Genomic DNA, 15,937 nt, shown 5'->3' on the forward strand with positions numbered 1-15,937 from the left:
CATGGCCGGCCCGGTGCTCCGCGTAGAGAACCTCAACATATGGTATAGCGAGAAGCATGTCGTGAAGAACGTGAGCTTCGAGGTGCCGGACCGGAGCGTGTTCGCCCTAATGGGCCCCAGCGGCTCGGGCAAGTCGACGCTGCTGCGGGCGCTCAATAGGATAATCGACCTCTACGAGGAAGCCAGGGTGGAAGGCCACGTATACTTCGACGGTATCGACATCTATGCGCCGGACGTCGATCCCACCTGGGTGCGCCGCAGGATAGGGATGGTGTTCCAGCACCCCAACCCGTTCCCCCACCTGAGCATATACGATAACGTGGCCATAGGCCCCCGGCTCAACAGGATGGTTAAGAACAAGAAGGAGCTCGACGAGCTGGTCCGCTGGGCCCTAGAGAAGGCCTTCCTCTGGGACGAGGTGAAGGATCGCCTGCACGTGCCGGCTGCGAAGCTCAGCGGCGGCCAGAAGCAGAGGCTCAGCATAGCCCGTGCCCTGGCGCTGAAGCCCCGGCTGCTCCTCATGGATGAGCCCACGGCCAACCTGGATCCCGTGGCGACGGAGAAGATAGAGGAGCTCGTGATAAGCCTGAAGAAGGAGATACCGATAATCATAGTGACTCATAACCCGCAGCAGGCAGCCCGGATATCCGACTACACCGCATTCCTCTACATGGGCGAGCTGGTCGAGGTGGGGCCGACAAGCAGGGTGTTCACGGAGCCCCGCAGCAAGCTGACCGAGAGGTATCTGCTCCGCCAGATCTAGCCCCCGGGGGGCTCCGAGGCAGCCCCCATCCCTCACCCGGGGCCTCCGCTCCTGCACCGTCTCCAGCCGCGGCCCCCGCGTTGTACAAAGACCTGGCGTCTTGCACGCGGCTCCTCCAGCCCAAGTACGCCCTAAGGTTAATAATGCGCGTACACCTCGGTCGCTTCGAGGTGTTTCCCGGGAGATGAATGCACGATTAAGGGCGCCCAGAGCTGCTCTCCTCCTTCTGGCAGCCACCCTGCTGCTGTCGGCATCTATAGCCGGTATAGCCAGGGCTGAGGACCCCAGCAAGGCGGCCGGCCAGTACCCCGCGGAGCCCCTGGCGGGGCAGCCCGTCATAGTCTACTACCCGGCCGGCGGCCCCGGGGCGGGTAAGGCCAGTGTCGAGGGCAGCATACTCATCAATATATCAGCCGGTGTAGAGGTGGCTAAGCTCCCCGGCTGCAGGGGCTCGGCGGAAATAGATGTGACCGTCCGCCTTGACAATGGGGAGCCTGCATCGAACGCGCTCCTCCTAGTGGAGAGCGCCAGCACCGGCGAGGTCTGCAGCGCCCGGGCGAGCCTTAATGGCTACGCGGCCGTGAGGGCGGGCAAGCCCGGCGAAGCATTCAAGGTCTACGCGTTCTACGATGCCGATGGCGACGGGCTCTACGAGTACGTGGGCTCGGGCAGCGTCGGAGCGGCACAGCCTCCCACGGCCATCCAGAAGGTGGAGATCACAGCCAGCCCGGTGATGAAGGCTATAGAGGAAGCTTTTACGGGAGCTAGCTCCACCGAGCTGAAGATGCCCTTCTCGGTGCCCATGGCCCCCATAGGCGGCTACTATGTTGCCCTGATGCCGGGTCTACCGGCCTTCAACACTAGCCTGCCAGACAATCTATTCAAGTACATACTCTACAAGCTTGACCTCTACGACCTTAGAGGAAAGGTGGTTAAGAGCATACGGGTAATATTGGACTCCCGCGTGGAGTACAACGTGCTTGTGGACGGCAAGACGGTCTACAGCAACAGCTACAGGGTAAAGCCCCTCAAGCCTGGCGCTGAGCTGGCCGACCTCCCGCCGCTCGTGCTGGCCTTCGCGGGGAAGCTGCAGCTAGCAGCAGGCCTTCGGGGGGAGGAGGCGCTCGGGCTCTCGCCAAGGGGCTGGAGCTACCCCGGCTTCAGACCGCTGCCGGTGACCGTTATAGCGGTGGATGATAGGGGCCTCAGCGGTATCGGCCTCTACGTCTCGGTTAACGGCGGCGACTGGGTGAGGCTGGGCCTAAGCGATTACCCCGGCACCTCCGCCCTGCTCGCCGGGATGCGGAGGCAGTGCGGCAGCCTAGTGTTCCTGGTCAACAAGTTCCTCGAGGGGTTCAGCAGCATCCTGGCCCCTTTGGCCAGGGGCTCCCCCTACACCACATGCCCCGACGTGAAGGCCATGTATGGGGAGATACCTGGCCAGCCCCCCGGCAGCTACGTGCTCTTCAGGGCGGAGGCGAGCGACGAGAGCCACAAGGGCCTCAACTCTGTCACGAGCCCCGCAGGCCTCTACTACGTCTACAACAGCGACTCGGATAAGACCGTGCTGGTAGTGGACCCCAGCGTGCCGCTCTGGCTGGCCAAGTATAACGCGGCCCGGCTCGCCTTGCTCGCCGGGAGCAGCCTGGCCAGGGGCCTCCCCTTCCTCTCCGCCTATCTCGAGGAGGCCCTCAGCCTGCTTAACGCCTCCAGCCGGCTCGCGCCGCTGCTGGTGTTCCACCACTGGGAATACGTGGGCGCCAGGTACCGCCTCGTAGTGGTTACGAGCATCGACGAGCTGCCCGAGGCGCTAGACGAGTACAAGCCGGACGCAATTATCCTGAGCAACCTGTGGCCAGGCCTCAGCGCCACGGGCTCCAGCGTTCTCGACTGGGATCTCCGCGACCACCCTAGGGCGTGGAGAGCCCTCGTCAACTACATCGAGGAGAACCACGCCGGCCTCATAGCCACGCATGCGACCCTCAGCGACCTGGTAGTCTGGCTCGGGGACGGCAGGAGGGTCAAGGTGATGGCCCGGGGCCATGCAGGCTACACTCTAAGCGACTCGCTGGACTCGGGCTCGCTGGCGGCCATGCTGGGCCTCCGCCTCATCCCGGTCTACGAGCAGCTCCGCGACACGGTGGCCGAGACCCTGCTCCAGTACGGCTCCGGGGACTCATTGCTGGCGGCACTGGGCCTGCTCCTGGGCTCTACGCCGCTTCTCTACCCGTGGGTGCCCTGGGACGGCAGGCTTGTGGCCACCGACGCGGCCAAGCAGATGGGCTGGAGAGTACCAGACGAGCCCGTGGTGGTGCCTAACCCGTATATGGAGGCCAATGCTAGCATTAAGGCATACACCCTTGTGGGCTGGCAGCTCGGCCTCCCTCAGGCCGGCGGCTGGACGGTGCTGAAGCTCCTGCCCAGGCTGGTGGGGGAGTCGAGGGCCTACTACCAGCTGCTCGACAGCCTGGTGGCCAACATTACGGGGCGCATGGCGCCGGCCTGGAGGGGCGTAGAGGACGCCGCCTCGAGGGGGCTGCCCCTGCTCCGCAGCGCCCTGGCCAACACTAGCATCGTGGACGGGGAGGCTAGGATAGCATTGAGGCTCCGGGCGGCCTCCAAGACGCTACAGCTGGGCCTCCCGGCGGGCCTCGGCGGGGAGCTCGCCGAGCAGCTGCTCCCCTCCCCTCCGGCGAGCCTGGTGGCGGTCTCCCCCGACGGCCTGGCCGGGATAGTGGCGTACGACCGCTACCGGGACCGGGAGCACTGGTACCGCTCCGTGTACTTCAGCTTCGAGGTAGAGGCCGGCTCCAACGATGCTGCCAGGACCCTGCTGCTCGAGGCCCTCGACTGGGCCATGAAGCCGAGGCGGCCGGGCGCGGGGGAGGAGGTGAAGAGCGCAGCCGAGGAGATCCTAGGAGAGCTCGAGAAGTACGTGAAGGGCATCGACTCCAGTGCCGGCCTCGTGGCGAGCAACTTCATCCTGGCCTCGCCGGGCGGCAGCACGCTAGACTATACGCTAGGCCCCGGCACCTACTACATAGCAGTGAAGAGCAGTGGGGGCGTGGAGGTAGAGCTAGAGGGCGCCGCCACGGCCCGGGTAGAGCAGCCCGCGGCTGGCGTCAAGATACTGACTGTAGAGGCCAAGGAGGAGGCCGGGGCCAGGCTGGTGATCCGAGGCAGCCCCGGCCCCGTGGCGGTGGCCCTCTACCGCGCGGGGACGGCGGCCAAGGCAGGCAGCGGCTCCAGGCAGCCGGCCGGCCCGTCAAAGCCCCTCGCCCGCGGCAGCATCTCCGTGTCCTACACCCTCTACAGCGACCACGCGGAGCTGGTCTACAGCGTAAAGCCCGGCACCTACTACATACTCGTGGAGGGCCCACCAGGCGCCAGGATCAAGGTCTCCGGCGCCCCGGCCAGCGACTACGGCGAGATCCTGCCAGGGCTCCGCGTGCTGGCAGTCGAGGCGCCGGCCGCAGCCAGGATAGAGCTCGCCGTCGCGGGCCCGCCGGGGTCCACGCTCTCGGTCACCCTGGTAGGCCTGGAGGCCGGGCCCGCCGGGGCGGTGGCGACGCTCACAGTAACCCTGAGCCTAGCGTACTACCCAGGCTAGCCCCAACCCTGCCGGGACCTTTTTCCCTCCCCGGCGTCAGGGCCTGGGGCTGCTGCCCGCCAGCCCGCCCCAGGCTCTACGGGCGTGGGCCGGCCTCCCCGCCGGGGCATGGCAGTATCCTCGCGGTCAGAGCCTCCCCCGCGCCTAGCGCCGCCGCCAGGGGCTCTAGGAGCCTCTCCGCCTCGCCCCTGGAGCCGGCCACTATGTAGGCGGCGGGCCCCTTGCCCGAGACTCCTACTGCGAGCGCGCCCTCCTCCCCTAGAAGGCCTAGGAGCCTCCCCGGCTCGCCCCCTGTGGCCAGCATGGTTGCGGCGCCGTTAACGGTGGCTGCTGAGAGCCAGTCGCCGCTCTCGAGCAGCCTCCAGGCAGCCATGTAGAGCCTCCTGTACTTCGCGAAGCTGCCCGGGTCTATGCTCCTTATGCTCCTCCTCCCCGGCACCACTACTGCAGCGTAGCCGCTCACCCTCGGCATCCTGGCGACTATGGCCTGCCTGGTGTTGTCGGTGGCGTAGCCCCCGCAGCCGCTGACCGCTAGATGGTCGTCCAGCGCCCCGGTCACGGTGAGCCCTGCCCGCCTCGCAGCCTCAACCCCCAGCCTAGCCAGCTCCTCCACCCCCACGCTCACGCCGTGGAGCCTCAGCACGGCCTCGAGGAGCGCGTTCACCAGGGCGCTGCTCCCCTTCAACCCGGCCTCCAGGGGGATATCGGAGGAGCCGCGGGCGCACACGGGGCCGGGGCTGCGGCCCAGGAGCCCGGCGGCCGCCTCGGAGACGGACTCCAGTATAGCCGGGTGTATCTCGACCCTCTCGCCCCTCGTGACCGTGTAGCCCCTGGGGCTGCTGCACCTCCACACCTCGACCTCGACCCAGAGGTCGAGGGCCGCGGCGGCCCCCAGGCCGCCGGTGCCTATAGCGTTCACCAGCCCCAGCGCGGCGTGGGCCCTGCTCCGTGAGCGCTCCAAGGCCCCTGCCAGCCCTCCTCGTGTGGGAGCCGGGTGGGCAAGGGTTTATCCCCTAGAGGGCCCCCGGGCTCCCCGGGCCTGAGGGGACGACAGGTCTGGGCGCTATGCACAGCCACTGGCTCCCCAGGCGCATCATTGTCTCGCCGGGCCCGGTGGAGGGGCGGGCCGACGCCCCTCCATCGAAGAGCTACACCCACCGGGCCCTGCTGGCGGCCCTCCTCGCCGGGGGCGTGTCCCTGGTGGAGAACCCGCTCTGGAGCGGCGACACGCTCGCCACCCTGGAGGCGGTGGAGAGGCTCGGCGCCAGCGTTGAGAGCCGGGGGCGCGTCGCCAGGCTCAGCTCTCCCGGCGCCGCGGGCCTCTCCTGGACGCCCTGCATAGACGCGGCGGAGTCCGGCACCACTATGAGGCTCGTCACCGCGGTGGCCTCGCTGCTCGACAGGCCGGTCCTCGTCTACGGGAGGGGGAGGCTCCACCGGAGGCCGGTCCGGCCCCTCCTTGAGGCGCTGGCGGGGCTCGGCGTCCGCTACCTCGCCTCCGGCTGCTGTCCTCCCCACTCAGTCCAGGGCCCGGCCCAGAGCGGCTCCACGAAGGTGGATGCATGGGGGAGCAGCCAGTACCTCTCGGCGCTCCTCATCCTCGGCGCCGGGCTCCCCGGGGGCCTCGAGGTGAGCGTTGAGAGGCTCGAGTCCAGGCCCTATGTGGACGTGACTGTGAGGGTTCTGGAGGCGTTCGGCGCCAGGGTGGAGAGGAGCGGCTACTCCTGGTTCCGCGTGGCCGGCGGGCTCCGGGCCACCCGGTACCGGGTCCCGGGCGACTGGAGCAGCGCCGCCCCCCTCCTCGCCGCGGGCGCGCTCGCCGGCCGGGTGGGCGTCGCGGGCCTCGACCCGGGGGACCCGCAGCCAGACAGGGCGGTGGTGGAGGTGCTCCGGGAGGCGGGCGCCCGGGTGCGGGTCTCCGGCTCCCTGGTGGAGGCGGAGTCTACGGGGAGGCTCGAGGCCTTCACAGCCTGTATCCGGGACAGCCCCGACCTGGCACCCCTGCTGGCTGCCCTCGCCGCCCCGGCCTGCGGCGTCTCCAGGATATGCTGCGCCGACCGCCTGAGGCTCAAGGAGAGTGACCGGGTGGAGGCGGTGCTGGACCTCCTCCACCGCTCCCGCGTCGAGGCCAGGCTCGCCGAGGAGCCCGGCATGGGCCTCTGCATAGAGGTGAGGGGCCGCTGCGGCAGGCTGCCCGGGGGCGTAGCCTACAGCAGCCACGGGGACCACAGGGTAGCAATGGCGGCGGCGCTGATGGGCCTCGCCTCGGAGAAACCGGTGGTGGTCGAGCCGGCCGACGTGGTTGCCAAGTCGTACCCGGGCTTCTGGGAGGCCCTCCGCGGCCTGGGCGTGGCGCTGGCGGAGGGCTGAACCCTCCCCTCGGGGACCACGCCGCCGGGGTGCAGCAGAGGCCTTGCCTCTGGGCAGGATGCTCCGCCTAACCATATTCGGGGAGAGCCACGGCTGCTGCATAGGCGCAGTGCTCGAGGGCGTGCCGCCGGGCATACCGGTCTCCAGCGAGGAGATAGACAGGGAGCTGGCCCTCCGCCGGCCCGGGAGACGGTTCACCACCCCGAGGAGGGAGGAGGACCGGGTCGAGATACTCTCCGGCGTATACATGGGCCACACGACCGGAGCACCCCTGGCGATGATAATACGCAACCGGGACGTGGACAGCAGCTTCTACGAGCAGGTCGTCCGCCACCGCCCCCGCCCGGGCCACGCCGACCTAACCGCGAGGCTCCGCAGCATGGGGTTCAACGACTACCGCGGCGGGGGCCCGTTCTCCGGCAGGCTCACGGCGGCAGTGGTAGCCGCCGGAGCAGTGGCCAAGAAGATAGCGGGGCTCCACGGTGTAGAGTTCTACGCCTACCTCCGGGGCCTCGGGCACGCCGAGTGCCCCGAGCCACGGGAGCTCATGGAGCGGGGCTCCGAGGCGCTCGAGGAGCTGAGAAGGGAGAGGAACCGGAGCCCCTTCTTCTGCCACGACCCCGACGCCTCCAAGAGGATGGAGGAGGCCCTGGTGGAGGCGGTCAAGGCCGGCGACAGCCTCGGAGGCCTCGTGGAGGTCTGGATCCTCGGCACGCCGCCAGGCCTCGGCGAGCCCCCCTTCGACACCCTTGACGGCGACCTGGCGAAGGCCTTCTTCGCCATACCGGGCGCCAGGGGCTTCGAGATAGGCCTCGGGATGAAGGCTGCCAGGATGAGGGGCTCGGAGGCGACAGACGAGCTCACACTGGGCCCCGGCGGCGAGCCGCTCCCCACCCCGGGCCACAGCGGGGGAGTGCTTGGAGGCCTCTCCGCCGGCGCCCCGATAGTGGCCAGGGTTGCTTTCAAGCCCACCTCGACGATAAGGAGGCCGCTGAGAACCATAGACTGGCGCGGCCTGGATGAGGCAGTCATAACCGGCAGAGGCCGCCACGACCCTGCCATAGCGGTCCGCGCCGTCCCCGTAGTGGAGGCCATGGCGGCCCTGGTGGTGGCCGACCACCTGCTCCGCTGGCTCCCCTGGAGGCTGGAGCACTACCACCGGCTCGAGAGAGGCCTTCTAGCCGCCTTCCCCCCTCCCCCTGGGAGGCCGGACAAGGAGGTAAAAGAGGAGCACCAGAGGGCCCCCCAGGAGCGTGGCGAGGGCCCAGATGAGGGGGGCTAGGCTGCCCCTGGGATACCGGAGCGAGGCGTCACGGTAGACGTAGACCGTCACCGCCAGCCAGGCAGCCAGTAGGAGGGCTGCCAGAAGCAGCCCCAAAGGCCCGGCCACGACCATGTGTATGCTCATGCAGTGCGGCGTCAAGCAGCCCCGCAAACCCATGGCAGCCCCTGCCACCGGCCGGTCTATAGGCCCCAGGGGGCCTCTTACAAGCCCTCCCCCGCTCTCCCGCGGAGCCCCCGGGAGGCCCCCGGTCGGCGTGGAAAAGGCAGCGGGCTACCCCCGAGGCTCGAGGCCGCTGTCGGTGCTGGCCGCCAGCCCCTCCAGCGCCTCCCTGAGGGCCTTGAGCACTTCCCCGGTGTAGGGGTTCAGCCGGCGTATCTCCTCGACCACCCCGCGCAGCCTCTCCAGCCTCGCCGCCACCCTCTCCGTGGAGCGGAGGCTATGCGTCACCAGCTCCTTCCTCTTGTCCGTGGGGATGTCCAGCCTCTCCTCGAGCAGCCTCGCGGCCTCACGGTAGAGGTCGTAGACAAGGTGGTGGAGCACCTGGTTGACGGCCATCACTTTGTCGTGCTCCTCGGCGCTGAGGTACGCTGGGGAGAGTCCCAGCCCGGCCAGCAGCCTCTCGAGCCGGGGCCTCCAGCGCTGGAGCCTGACCGGCACTATGGCTACGGTCTCGCCGGCGGGGCAGTCAAGGGGGCCGAAGAGGGGGTGGAGGCTGGCGTACTCCGGGCCGCCGTCCCCAAGGAGCCCGGCGATCTCCCTCACCAGCGGGGTCTTCACGGAGGCTATGTCCGCCACCAGCATGCTCTCCCGGAGCATGGGTAGGTGTTCGCGGAGCAGCCCGGGCACGGCATCGCCGGGCACAGCGTAGACCAGCACGTCGGCCCAGTCCAGCGCCCTCCCGGGCTCCATGTACTTGGCGCCCACGGCGCCGGCGGCCTCCCTAGCCTTCTCCACGCTCCTCCCGGTGATCGCCACCCAGCAGCCGCCCCTAGCCATGGCGGAGGCGAGGGTCCTGGCCATGCGGCCGTAGCCGTAGAAGGCTACGCGCAGCGCCTCGGGGCAGTAGAGCTGCCTGCACCTGGACTCCCTCGCGAGCAGGAAGTAGATCTCCTTCACCAGGTTCTCCGGGACCCCCAGCCTCCTTGCCTCCTCCACCAGGAGGTTGGCTACCGCTATCTCCCTCGAGGGGTCGTAGACGGGCATACCCTCCCCGCGCTTGACACTGCCCAGCACGTCCGCGATGTTGAGCCTCGCCGCCACGAGGCTGACCAGGCTCCTGTCTATGCGGAGCAGGCTGCTTCGCAGCGCCTCAGCAGCCCCCTCCATCCCCGGGGCTCACCCCTCCCTCCCCGCGAGCAGCTCCAGCACCCTCCTCGCTATCTGCTCGGCCAGGAGCCCGTGCTCCCGGTAGAGGTCGAGCACGCTCCTCGCGCTGTGCCCGTAGCCCCTCGCGGCCACCGGGTACACGGGGGCCGGGTAGCGCTGCGCAAGCGCCTCGGCCACGGCGCCGAAGAGCCCTCCCCTCGGCAGGTGCTCCTCAACCACGACGACAAGCCCGGTAGCCCTGGCCAGCCTCTCCAACCCCTCCTCGTCCAGCGGCTTAACAGTGTGGAGGTTGGCCACAGCGGCGCTGACGCCCCTCTCACCGAGCATCCTAGCGGCCTCGAGCACCTGGGCCAGGAGGGGCCCGGCGGAGACCAGCGCCACGTCGCTCCCGTCACGCAGGATCTCGAGCCTCCCGAGCCTGTACTCGGCCCCGGGGTCGGTAACCAGCGGCGAGTAGTCGCGGCCGACGCGGAAGTAGACCGGGCCCCTCACCTGCTCGTGCACCCTTACCAGAGCCTTGTAGGCCTGCGGCGGGTCGGCAGGCACCACCACGGTCATGTTGTGGAGCACGCGCATCAACGCTATGTCCTCGAGGCTCTGGTGGCTCGCCCCGTCCCCGTGGTCGCTGAACCCGCTGTGGGTAGCCACCAGCTTCACGTCGAGCCTCATCCTATCCACGGTGTTCCTTATCTGCTCCCAGGCCCTCATCATGAACATGGCGAAGGCGGCGGCGTAGGGCCGCTTCCCGGCCAGCGCGAGCCCGGCGGCGAAGTCCACCAGGTCCTGCTCCGAGATCCCGATGTTCACGAACCTCTCCGGGAACCTCTCGCCGAACCAGGCGGTCCTCGTGCTCCTCGCGACGTCGGCGGTGACCACTACCACATCTGGATCGGCGTCGCCTAGGTAGAGCAGCGCCTTGCCCACAGCATCCCTAATGGTGCCGAGGCCACCCGGGCTACTCGGTGAAGCTCCCTGCATGCTTAGGGTCAATGTGCTGCCCCCCGCTAGCCTCCAGGAAGCCTAGACCCTTCCCCCTACGGGTGTAGGCGAGCACCACCGTCGGCCTCCCCGCCACGTCGGCGGCCCTCAGCGCCTCCAGGAACATCTCGTAGTCGTGGCCGTCGACCTCGATGACGCTCCAGCCTAGACTCCTCCACCTAGCCGCCAGGTCGCCCTTCGTCTTCACAGCCTCCACGGGCCCGTCGAGCTGGAAGCCGTTAACATCAACGATGGCGACCACGCTCCGGAGCCCGAGGTGGGAGACCGTGGCTGCCGCCTCCCAGACCTGGCCCTCGTCAAGCTCCCCATCGCCCAGTATGACGTATACCCGGTGCCTATCCTCCGTCCCGTCAAGCCTCATAGCGTAGGCGATGCCGGCCGCTATGCTGAGGCCCTGGCCGAGGCTCCCGGTGGAGACATCGACCCCGCTGGTGGTGAAATCTGGGTGGCCCTCGAGCCCGTCTATAGCCCTTATCTTCTCCAGCTTCTCTTCGGGTATGACACCGGCCTCAGCGAGAACCGCGTAGAGGGCTGGGACGGCGTGGCCCTTGCTCAGGATGAGCCAGTCCCTCTCGGTAGGCTTCTCCCCGCTCCTCCGGAGCCCCCTGCCGAAGTAGATCGCGACCAGTATGTCGAGAACGCTGAGCGAGGCCCCCACGTGCACGCTCCTCTCAACCACGCCCATCCGCACGACGCGGCGGCGGGCGCGGCGGGCTATCTCGTGGAGCCTCTCGAGCCGAATTCCAAGGGCATCTCCCCCCATTCCAAGGGCATCACCCAGCCCAGCCTCTAGCTGCGATACAATAGGCGGTCCCCTCTGCCTCGATTTTATGCTTCATGTCGCGCCATGTTCCCACCGGGGTGGGAACGGTATAAAGTTCTTTCGCGCGCCCGGGGACACGGGGCCAGAGCCCCCGGAGAGCTGGAGAGAGGTGGAACCACTCATGGACTGTAGGCTCGTCCTCCGGGAGCACGGGGAGCCGGTGCGCTTCCATATACGCGGCGTCGAGGTCAACGGTGACAAGCCCCTCATAATAGCGGGTCCCTGCAGCGTCGAGAGCAGGGAGATGATAATAGAGACCGCCATGGCTATAAAGAGGATACTCGTCGACGAGCTGGGCTTCACCAATGTGGTGCTCCGGGGAGGCGCCTGGAAGCCCCGCACGAGCCCCTACAGCTTCCAGGGCCATGGCGCCAGGGCGCTTGAATGGCTCCGCGAGGCCGGCGACAAGACGGGGCTCCCCGTCGCCACCGAGGTGTTGGATCCGAGGGACGTGGGGACTGCGGCGGAGTACGTTGACGCGATATGGGTGGGGGCCCGGAATATGCAGAACACCCCGCTCCTCCGCGAGCTGGCCAAGGCAGGGAAGCCCGTGCTCCTCAAGAGGCACTTCGGCGCCACGATAAACGAGTGGCTCTGCAGCGCCGAGTACCTCCTAGCCGGCGGCCTGGAGGAGGTGGCACTGATAGAGAGGGGGACGAGGGGGATAAACGAGTACGCCCGCTTCACCCTCGACATAACCGTGGTGCCAATAATAAGGGAGGTCTCGAGGCTGCCCATAATAGTCGACGTGAGCCACCCCGCAGGCCGCCGCAGCCTAGTCCCGCCCCTGGCCAAGGCAGCCCTCGCGGCGGGAGCCCATGGGGTGATGATAGAGGTCCACCCCAGCCCCGACAAGGCGCTGAGCGACGCGAAGCAGCAGCTCAGCTTCGATATGTTCGAGAAGCTCGCCAGGGAGCTGAGAGGTGCCGGGCTGATATGAGCCTCGAGAGGAGCCGCTGGAGGGTAGAGGACAGCATAGAGGTTGAGATTGTTGTCGGCCCCGGAGCCCGCCGGGAGCTGGGCCGGCTAGCCCGGGAGGCGGGCCCCTACTCCGCCGCAGCCCTCGTGGCGGACGGGGGCGCGCCCAGGGGCCCCCTACGCGACTTAGCCGAGGCGCTGCGCGCCGCGGGGCTCCCCGTCTACGAGAAGACGCTCCCGGGAGGCGAGGGGGTCAAGAACCTCGAAACCCTCGTCGGCCTCTGGGGCTGGATGGCGGGGCACGGGCTCCCCAGGGACACGCTCCTAGTCGCCTACGGCGGGGGAGCGGTCTCCGACACCGCGGGCTTCGCCGCCGCCACCTACATGAGGGGCATAGACTGGGCCACGGTGCCGACAACCCTCCTCTCTATGGCCGACGCCGCGGTAGGCGGGAAGACAGCGGTCAACCTCTCAGCCAAGAATATCGTCGGCGCGTTTCACCACCCGAGGATAGTACTGGCCGACGTGGAGCTCGCAGAGACCCTGCCCAGGGAGGACTATGTCTCCGGCCTCGCGGAGGTAGTGAAGCACGCCCTCCTAGAGGGGAGAGAGTTCCTAGACTGGCTCCGCCGCAGCGCCGGGCGCCTCCTGGAGCGCGACCTCGCCGTGCTCACCGAGGCTGTCAGGAGGAGCCTCGACGCGAAGATGAGGATAGTGGCCAGGGACTATAGGGAGAGAAAGGGGGACAGGATGCTCCTCAACCTGGGCCACACGGTGGCCCACGCGCTGGAGAAGGCCACGGGCTACACGATGCGTCACGGCCACGCGGTAGCCGTGGGCCTCGTTGTGGAGGGTATAGCGGCCTCCCTTAAACTGGGCCTGCCCAGGGAGACGGTGGAGGAGGTCAGGGAGCTGCTCGCCAGCCTAGGCCTCCCCATCGCGCCACCACGGGAGCTAGACCCGAGGAGCGCTTTGGAGGCGGTGAAGCTGGACAAGAAGAGGCGCGGCGGCCGCATACTGGTCCCCATGCTCCGCGCCGTGGGCGACCCGGTGATAGTCGAGATGGAGCTTGGGGAGGCGCTGAGCCTCCTAGAGGAGGCGTGGAGGATTGCGGCGGGGGCCGGCGGGGAGTAGCCTCCTGGAGAGGGTGGCCTGCATACCCAGGCCCGCGCCGCCGGGGAGGCTCGCGGAGGAGGCCCTCTCGGCCGGCTGCAGGCTCGTCGAGCTGAGGCTCGACATCCTAGGCTACAGCCGCGCCGAGGCCCGCCAGGCGCTGGAGAGGCTGTCCCCGCACGGGGTGCGCGTCATAGCCACCCTCCGCGACGCGGGGGAGGGAGGCCGCTACAGCGGCCCCGCCGAGGAGAAGCTGGAGACGCTCCTCTACATGCTCGACCACGGCGCCTGGCTGATAGATGTGGAGTACCGGTTCCCCCTGCTAGACGAGGCCCTCCGCCAGGCCCCCGGCCGGGTGCTCGCCTCGATCCACGACTTCCGCTGGACCCCGCCCCCGGAGGTGCTCTACAGCTACGCCGGCGACATGCTGCGCCGGGGCGCCGCGGTGGCGAAGATAGCTACCATGGCCCGGAGCCTGGGGGACAACTGGAGGATCCTCGGCGTCAACGCCAGGTGGCCGGGCAGGGTGGCAGCCTTCGCCATGGGGAGGCGCGGGAGGCTCTCAAGGATACTGGCCCCCTTGATAGGCGGGGCCCTCACCTATGCTAGCCTCGGCGACCCGGTGGCGCCGGGCCAGCTGTCCCTGGAGGAGCTGCTCGAGGCCTGGAGGCTCATGGGCGTGCTGGGGGAGGAGGCCTAGCCGGGCTCGATGTCGAAGGGTAGCTCTAGCAGCCTCTTGCTCCTCCTGAACCTCGGCTTCCCCAGGGATAGGCGGCCTATGCATCCGGTGCTGGCTGTGTGCTCCTTGTTGCACGCGTTTATGTTCCATATCCCGCCCCCGGGGTCCCTTATCAGGACTATGCTGAGCTCCTGCACGTCCTCGGGCACCGGGAAGAGATCGTATATCGCATCCCCGTACCTCTCCTCGGCCTCCCTCCTAGGAAGGGTTACCACCTCCACTGGAAGGTCCCACTCCACCGTCTTGTTTGCCAGCTCCTCTATCCTGGCCAGCTCCTCGGGGCTGGGCTTCCTGTCGAACTGGACCACGAGCCTCCCATGGCCCCCCTTGACGTAGGTGGAGGCCGTCCACCTGGCGGCCTCGCCCAGGACCCGGACGACAGCCCCCTTCAGCACGTGGAGAGCTGTGTGGGTGCGCACCTCTACCGGGTAGGAGCCCGTGCAGCCCAATCCCTCCCAGCCTCCCGCGCGCCCACCTCGGTGGGGGAGCCCTGTTAATACCGGCAGCCCCCGGGGCCGGAGGGGCTGGGTACGGTCTGGTTGCCCGGCTCCAGGCGCTACGACCTCGTCGTGGTCGGAGGGGGCCCCGGCGGCTACCCCGCGGCGATCCACGCCGCCCGGGCCGGCCTACGGGTGGCGCTGGTCGAGGAGCGGGCGCTGGGGGGAGAGTGCACCAACTATGGCTGCATACCCAGTAAGGCCCTCCACAGGCTCGCCGAGGCGGCCAGCGTTGCCTCGAGGATAGCCCGGGTCGAGGTAGACGCCCGCAAGGCCCTGGAGGAGGCTAGGAGGGTTGTGGCGAGGCTCCGCTCCGGCCTCGAGAGCCTCATGGAGGGCTACGGGGTTGAGGTCCTGCGGGCCCGCGCCAGGCTCCGCAGCGGCCGCGCAGTAGAGGCGGGGGGCAGCGTCCTGGAGGCGGAGCGTATAGTGCTCGCTCCGGGCACGGTGCCCGCCTATCCCCCGGGCCTGGAGCCCGACGGCCGCCTAGTCCATGATAATAGGAGCATAGTCTCCCTCGAGGACCTGCCCTCTAGGCTGCTTGTTGTGGGCGGCGGCCCGGCGGGCGTAGAGTACGCCGAGACCATGGCCAGGCTGGGGGCCGAGGTAACCCTTGTCGAGATGATGCCCAGGCTCCTCCCGAGCATGGACCGCGACCTCTCCCTGGCCGCGCGCCGCGTCCTCCGCGAGCTGGGCGTGAGGGTCTACACCTCGACGCGTGTAGCCGGCCTCGAGAGGCACGGGGACACGGTGGTAGCTGTGCTTGATAAGGGGGAGAGGCTGGAGGTCGACGCCGTCCTCGTGGTCACGGGGAGGAGGCCCGCCACCAGGGGGCTGGGCCTCGAGGAGCTGGGAGTAGAGGTGGACGAGAAGGGCTACATAAGGGTGGACGAGAGAATGGCCACCAGCGCCCCCGGGGTCTACGCGGCGGGCGACGCTACCGGGCCGCCGCTCCTGGCCCACAAGGCTATGGCCCAGTCCATAGTGGCGGGGGTCAACGCGGCCGGCGGCAACGCCGCTTACAAGCCCCGGGCGGTGCCACTCGTTGTCTACACCGAGCCGGAGCTGCTCCAGGTAGGCTATACGCTCGAGGAGGCCAGGAGAGCGGGTTACGACGCCGCGGAGGCCCGGATAAGGCTGGGGGGAGTGGCCTCCGCGGTGATAGAGGGCGCTGAGGCGGGCCTGGTGAAGCTCGTCTATGACAGGCGCAGCCTCAAGCTACTGGGGGTGGTGATTGCGGCGCCCCGGGCCTCGGAGATCGCCGGCGAGGCGGCGCTCGCGGTGGAGAGGGGCCTCACGCTGGAGGAGGTTGCCGGCCTCATCCACCCCCATCCATCCCTGGTGGAGGCGCTGGGGGAGGCGGCTGCGGCCGCGCTCGGGAGGCCGACCCACTACCTGGTGAAGAGGCGGGGCCGCTAGGCTTTAATAGTGGGAGCCCCGTGGGCCTGCCAGGCCTGGACCCTGATCCCTGGGCGATGGAGGGAGGGCGTGATG

Annotated in this window: 12 protein-coding genes and 1 pseudogene; 8 read left to right on the plus strand and 5 right to left on the minus strand. The window is 68.7% G+C overall.

The annotated features are described in order from the left end of the window. The first annotated feature begins 1 nt into the window (after position 1). Both CF15_RS06705 and CF15_RS06710 read left to right on the plus strand, forming a co-directional pair. Positions 2–763, plus strand: coding sequence for a phosphate ABC transporter ATP-binding protein (locus tag CF15_RS06705; RefSeq protein WP_058371095.1), 762 nt, complete (start codon positions 2–4; stop codon positions 761–763). Positions 764–947: 184 nt separating this feature from the next. Beyond that, the gene (locus CF15_RS06710; RefSeq protein WP_058371096.1) at positions 948–4,373 is read left to right on the plus strand and encodes a hypothetical protein; all 3,426 of its coding nucleotides are present in this window, start codon (positions 948–950) and stop codon (positions 4,371–4,373) included. Between the two features lie 76 nt (positions 4,374–4,449). Here CF15_RS06710 and CF15_RS06715 read toward each other — a convergent pair whose 3' ends face one another. Then, a complete protein-coding gene (locus CF15_RS06715) occupies positions 4,450–5,334 on the minus strand; it encodes a shikimate kinase (RefSeq protein WP_058371097.1) in 885 nt (294 codons plus the stop codon). A 104-nt stretch (positions 5,335–5,438) separates the two neighbouring features. Between CF15_RS06715 and aroA the strand changes: the two genes are divergently transcribed. Together aroA and aroC are read left to right on the plus strand one after the other, a co-directional pair. Then, a complete protein-coding gene (aroA, locus tag CF15_RS06720) occupies positions 5,439–6,743 on the plus strand; it encodes a 3-phosphoshikimate 1-carboxyvinyltransferase (RefSeq protein WP_058371098.1) in 1,305 nt (434 codons plus the stop codon). Positions 6,744–6,786: 43 nt separating this feature from the next. Then, positions 6,787–8,025 carry a chorismate synthase gene (gene aroC, locus CF15_RS06725; protein WP_070807840.1) on the plus strand — a complete coding sequence of 413 codons (1,239 nt, stop codon included), beginning with the start codon at positions 6,787–6,789 and terminating at the stop codon, positions 8,023–8,025. Between the two features lie 705 nt (positions 8,026–8,730). Here the strand turns inward: aroC and CF15_RS09370 are convergent. The 3 genes and pseudogenes from CF15_RS09370 to CF15_RS06740 all read right to left on the minus strand — a co-directional run. Further along, positions 8,731–9,354 (minus strand): annotated as a pseudogene (locus CF15_RS09370) (prephenate dehydrogenase/arogenate dehydrogenase family protein); the annotation flags it as partial. Positions 9,355–9,363: 9 nt separating this feature from the next. Further along, positions 9,364–10,332 (minus strand): transketolase family protein, encoded by a 969-nt coding sequence (locus tag CF15_RS06735; RefSeq protein ID WP_058371100.1) that lies wholly within the window; start codon positions 10,330–10,332, stop codon positions 9,364–9,366. Then, positions 10,310–11,116, minus strand: coding sequence for a transketolase (locus CF15_RS06740; RefSeq protein ID WP_058371101.1), 807 nt, complete (start codon positions 11,114–11,116; stop codon positions 10,310–10,312). Before CF15_RS06740 ends, CF15_RS06735 begins: the two co-directional genes overlap by 23 nt. 181 nt (positions 11,117–11,297) lie before the next feature. On the opposite strand from CF15_RS06740, the gene aroF reads away from it, so the two are divergent. The 3 genes from aroF to CF15_RS06755 are packed head-to-tail and all read left to right on the plus strand — an operon-like array spanning position 11,298 to position 13,907. Continuing rightward, positions 11,298–12,116 (plus strand): 3-deoxy-7-phosphoheptulonate synthase, encoded by an 819-nt coding sequence (gene aroF, locus CF15_RS06745; RefSeq protein ID WP_058371102.1) that lies wholly within the window; start codon positions 11,298–11,300, stop codon positions 12,114–12,116. Beyond that, positions 12,113–13,228, plus strand: coding sequence for a 3-dehydroquinate synthase (gene aroB, locus CF15_RS06750; RefSeq protein WP_058371103.1), 1,116 nt, complete (start codon positions 12,113–12,115; stop codon positions 13,226–13,228). The genes aroF and aroB overlap by 4 nt, the downstream gene beginning before the upstream one ends. After that, a complete protein-coding gene (locus CF15_RS06755; protein ID WP_058371104.1) occupies positions 13,203–13,907 on the plus strand; it encodes a type I 3-dehydroquinate dehydratase in 705 nt (234 codons plus the stop codon). The genes aroB and CF15_RS06755 overlap by 26 nt, the downstream gene beginning before the upstream one ends. On the opposite strand, the gene CF15_RS06760 is transcribed toward CF15_RS06755, so the two are convergent. Beyond that, positions 13,904–14,395 (minus strand): alanyl-tRNA editing protein, encoded by a 492-nt coding sequence (locus tag CF15_RS06760; RefSeq protein WP_058371105.1) that lies wholly within the window; start codon positions 14,393–14,395, stop codon positions 13,904–13,906. The two genes, CF15_RS06755 and CF15_RS06760, sit on opposite strands and share 4 nt — an antisense overlap. Positions 14,396–14,485: 90 nt before the next feature. Here CF15_RS06760 and lpdA point away from each other — a divergent pair, with 90 nt between their 5' ends. Continuing rightward, the gene (gene lpdA / locus CF15_RS06765) at positions 14,486–15,862 is read left to right on the plus strand and encodes a dihydrolipoyl dehydrogenase (protein ID WP_058371106.1); all 1,377 of its coding nucleotides are present in this window, start codon (positions 14,486–14,488) and stop codon (positions 15,860–15,862) included. The last annotated feature ends 75 nt before the right edge of the window (positions 15,863–15,937 follow it).

The organism is Pyrodictium occultum (assembly GCF_001462395.1).
In the GTDB taxonomy this organism is placed as follows: Archaea; Thermoproteota; Thermoprotei_A; order Sulfolobales; family Pyrodictiaceae; genus Pyrodictium; species Pyrodictium occultum.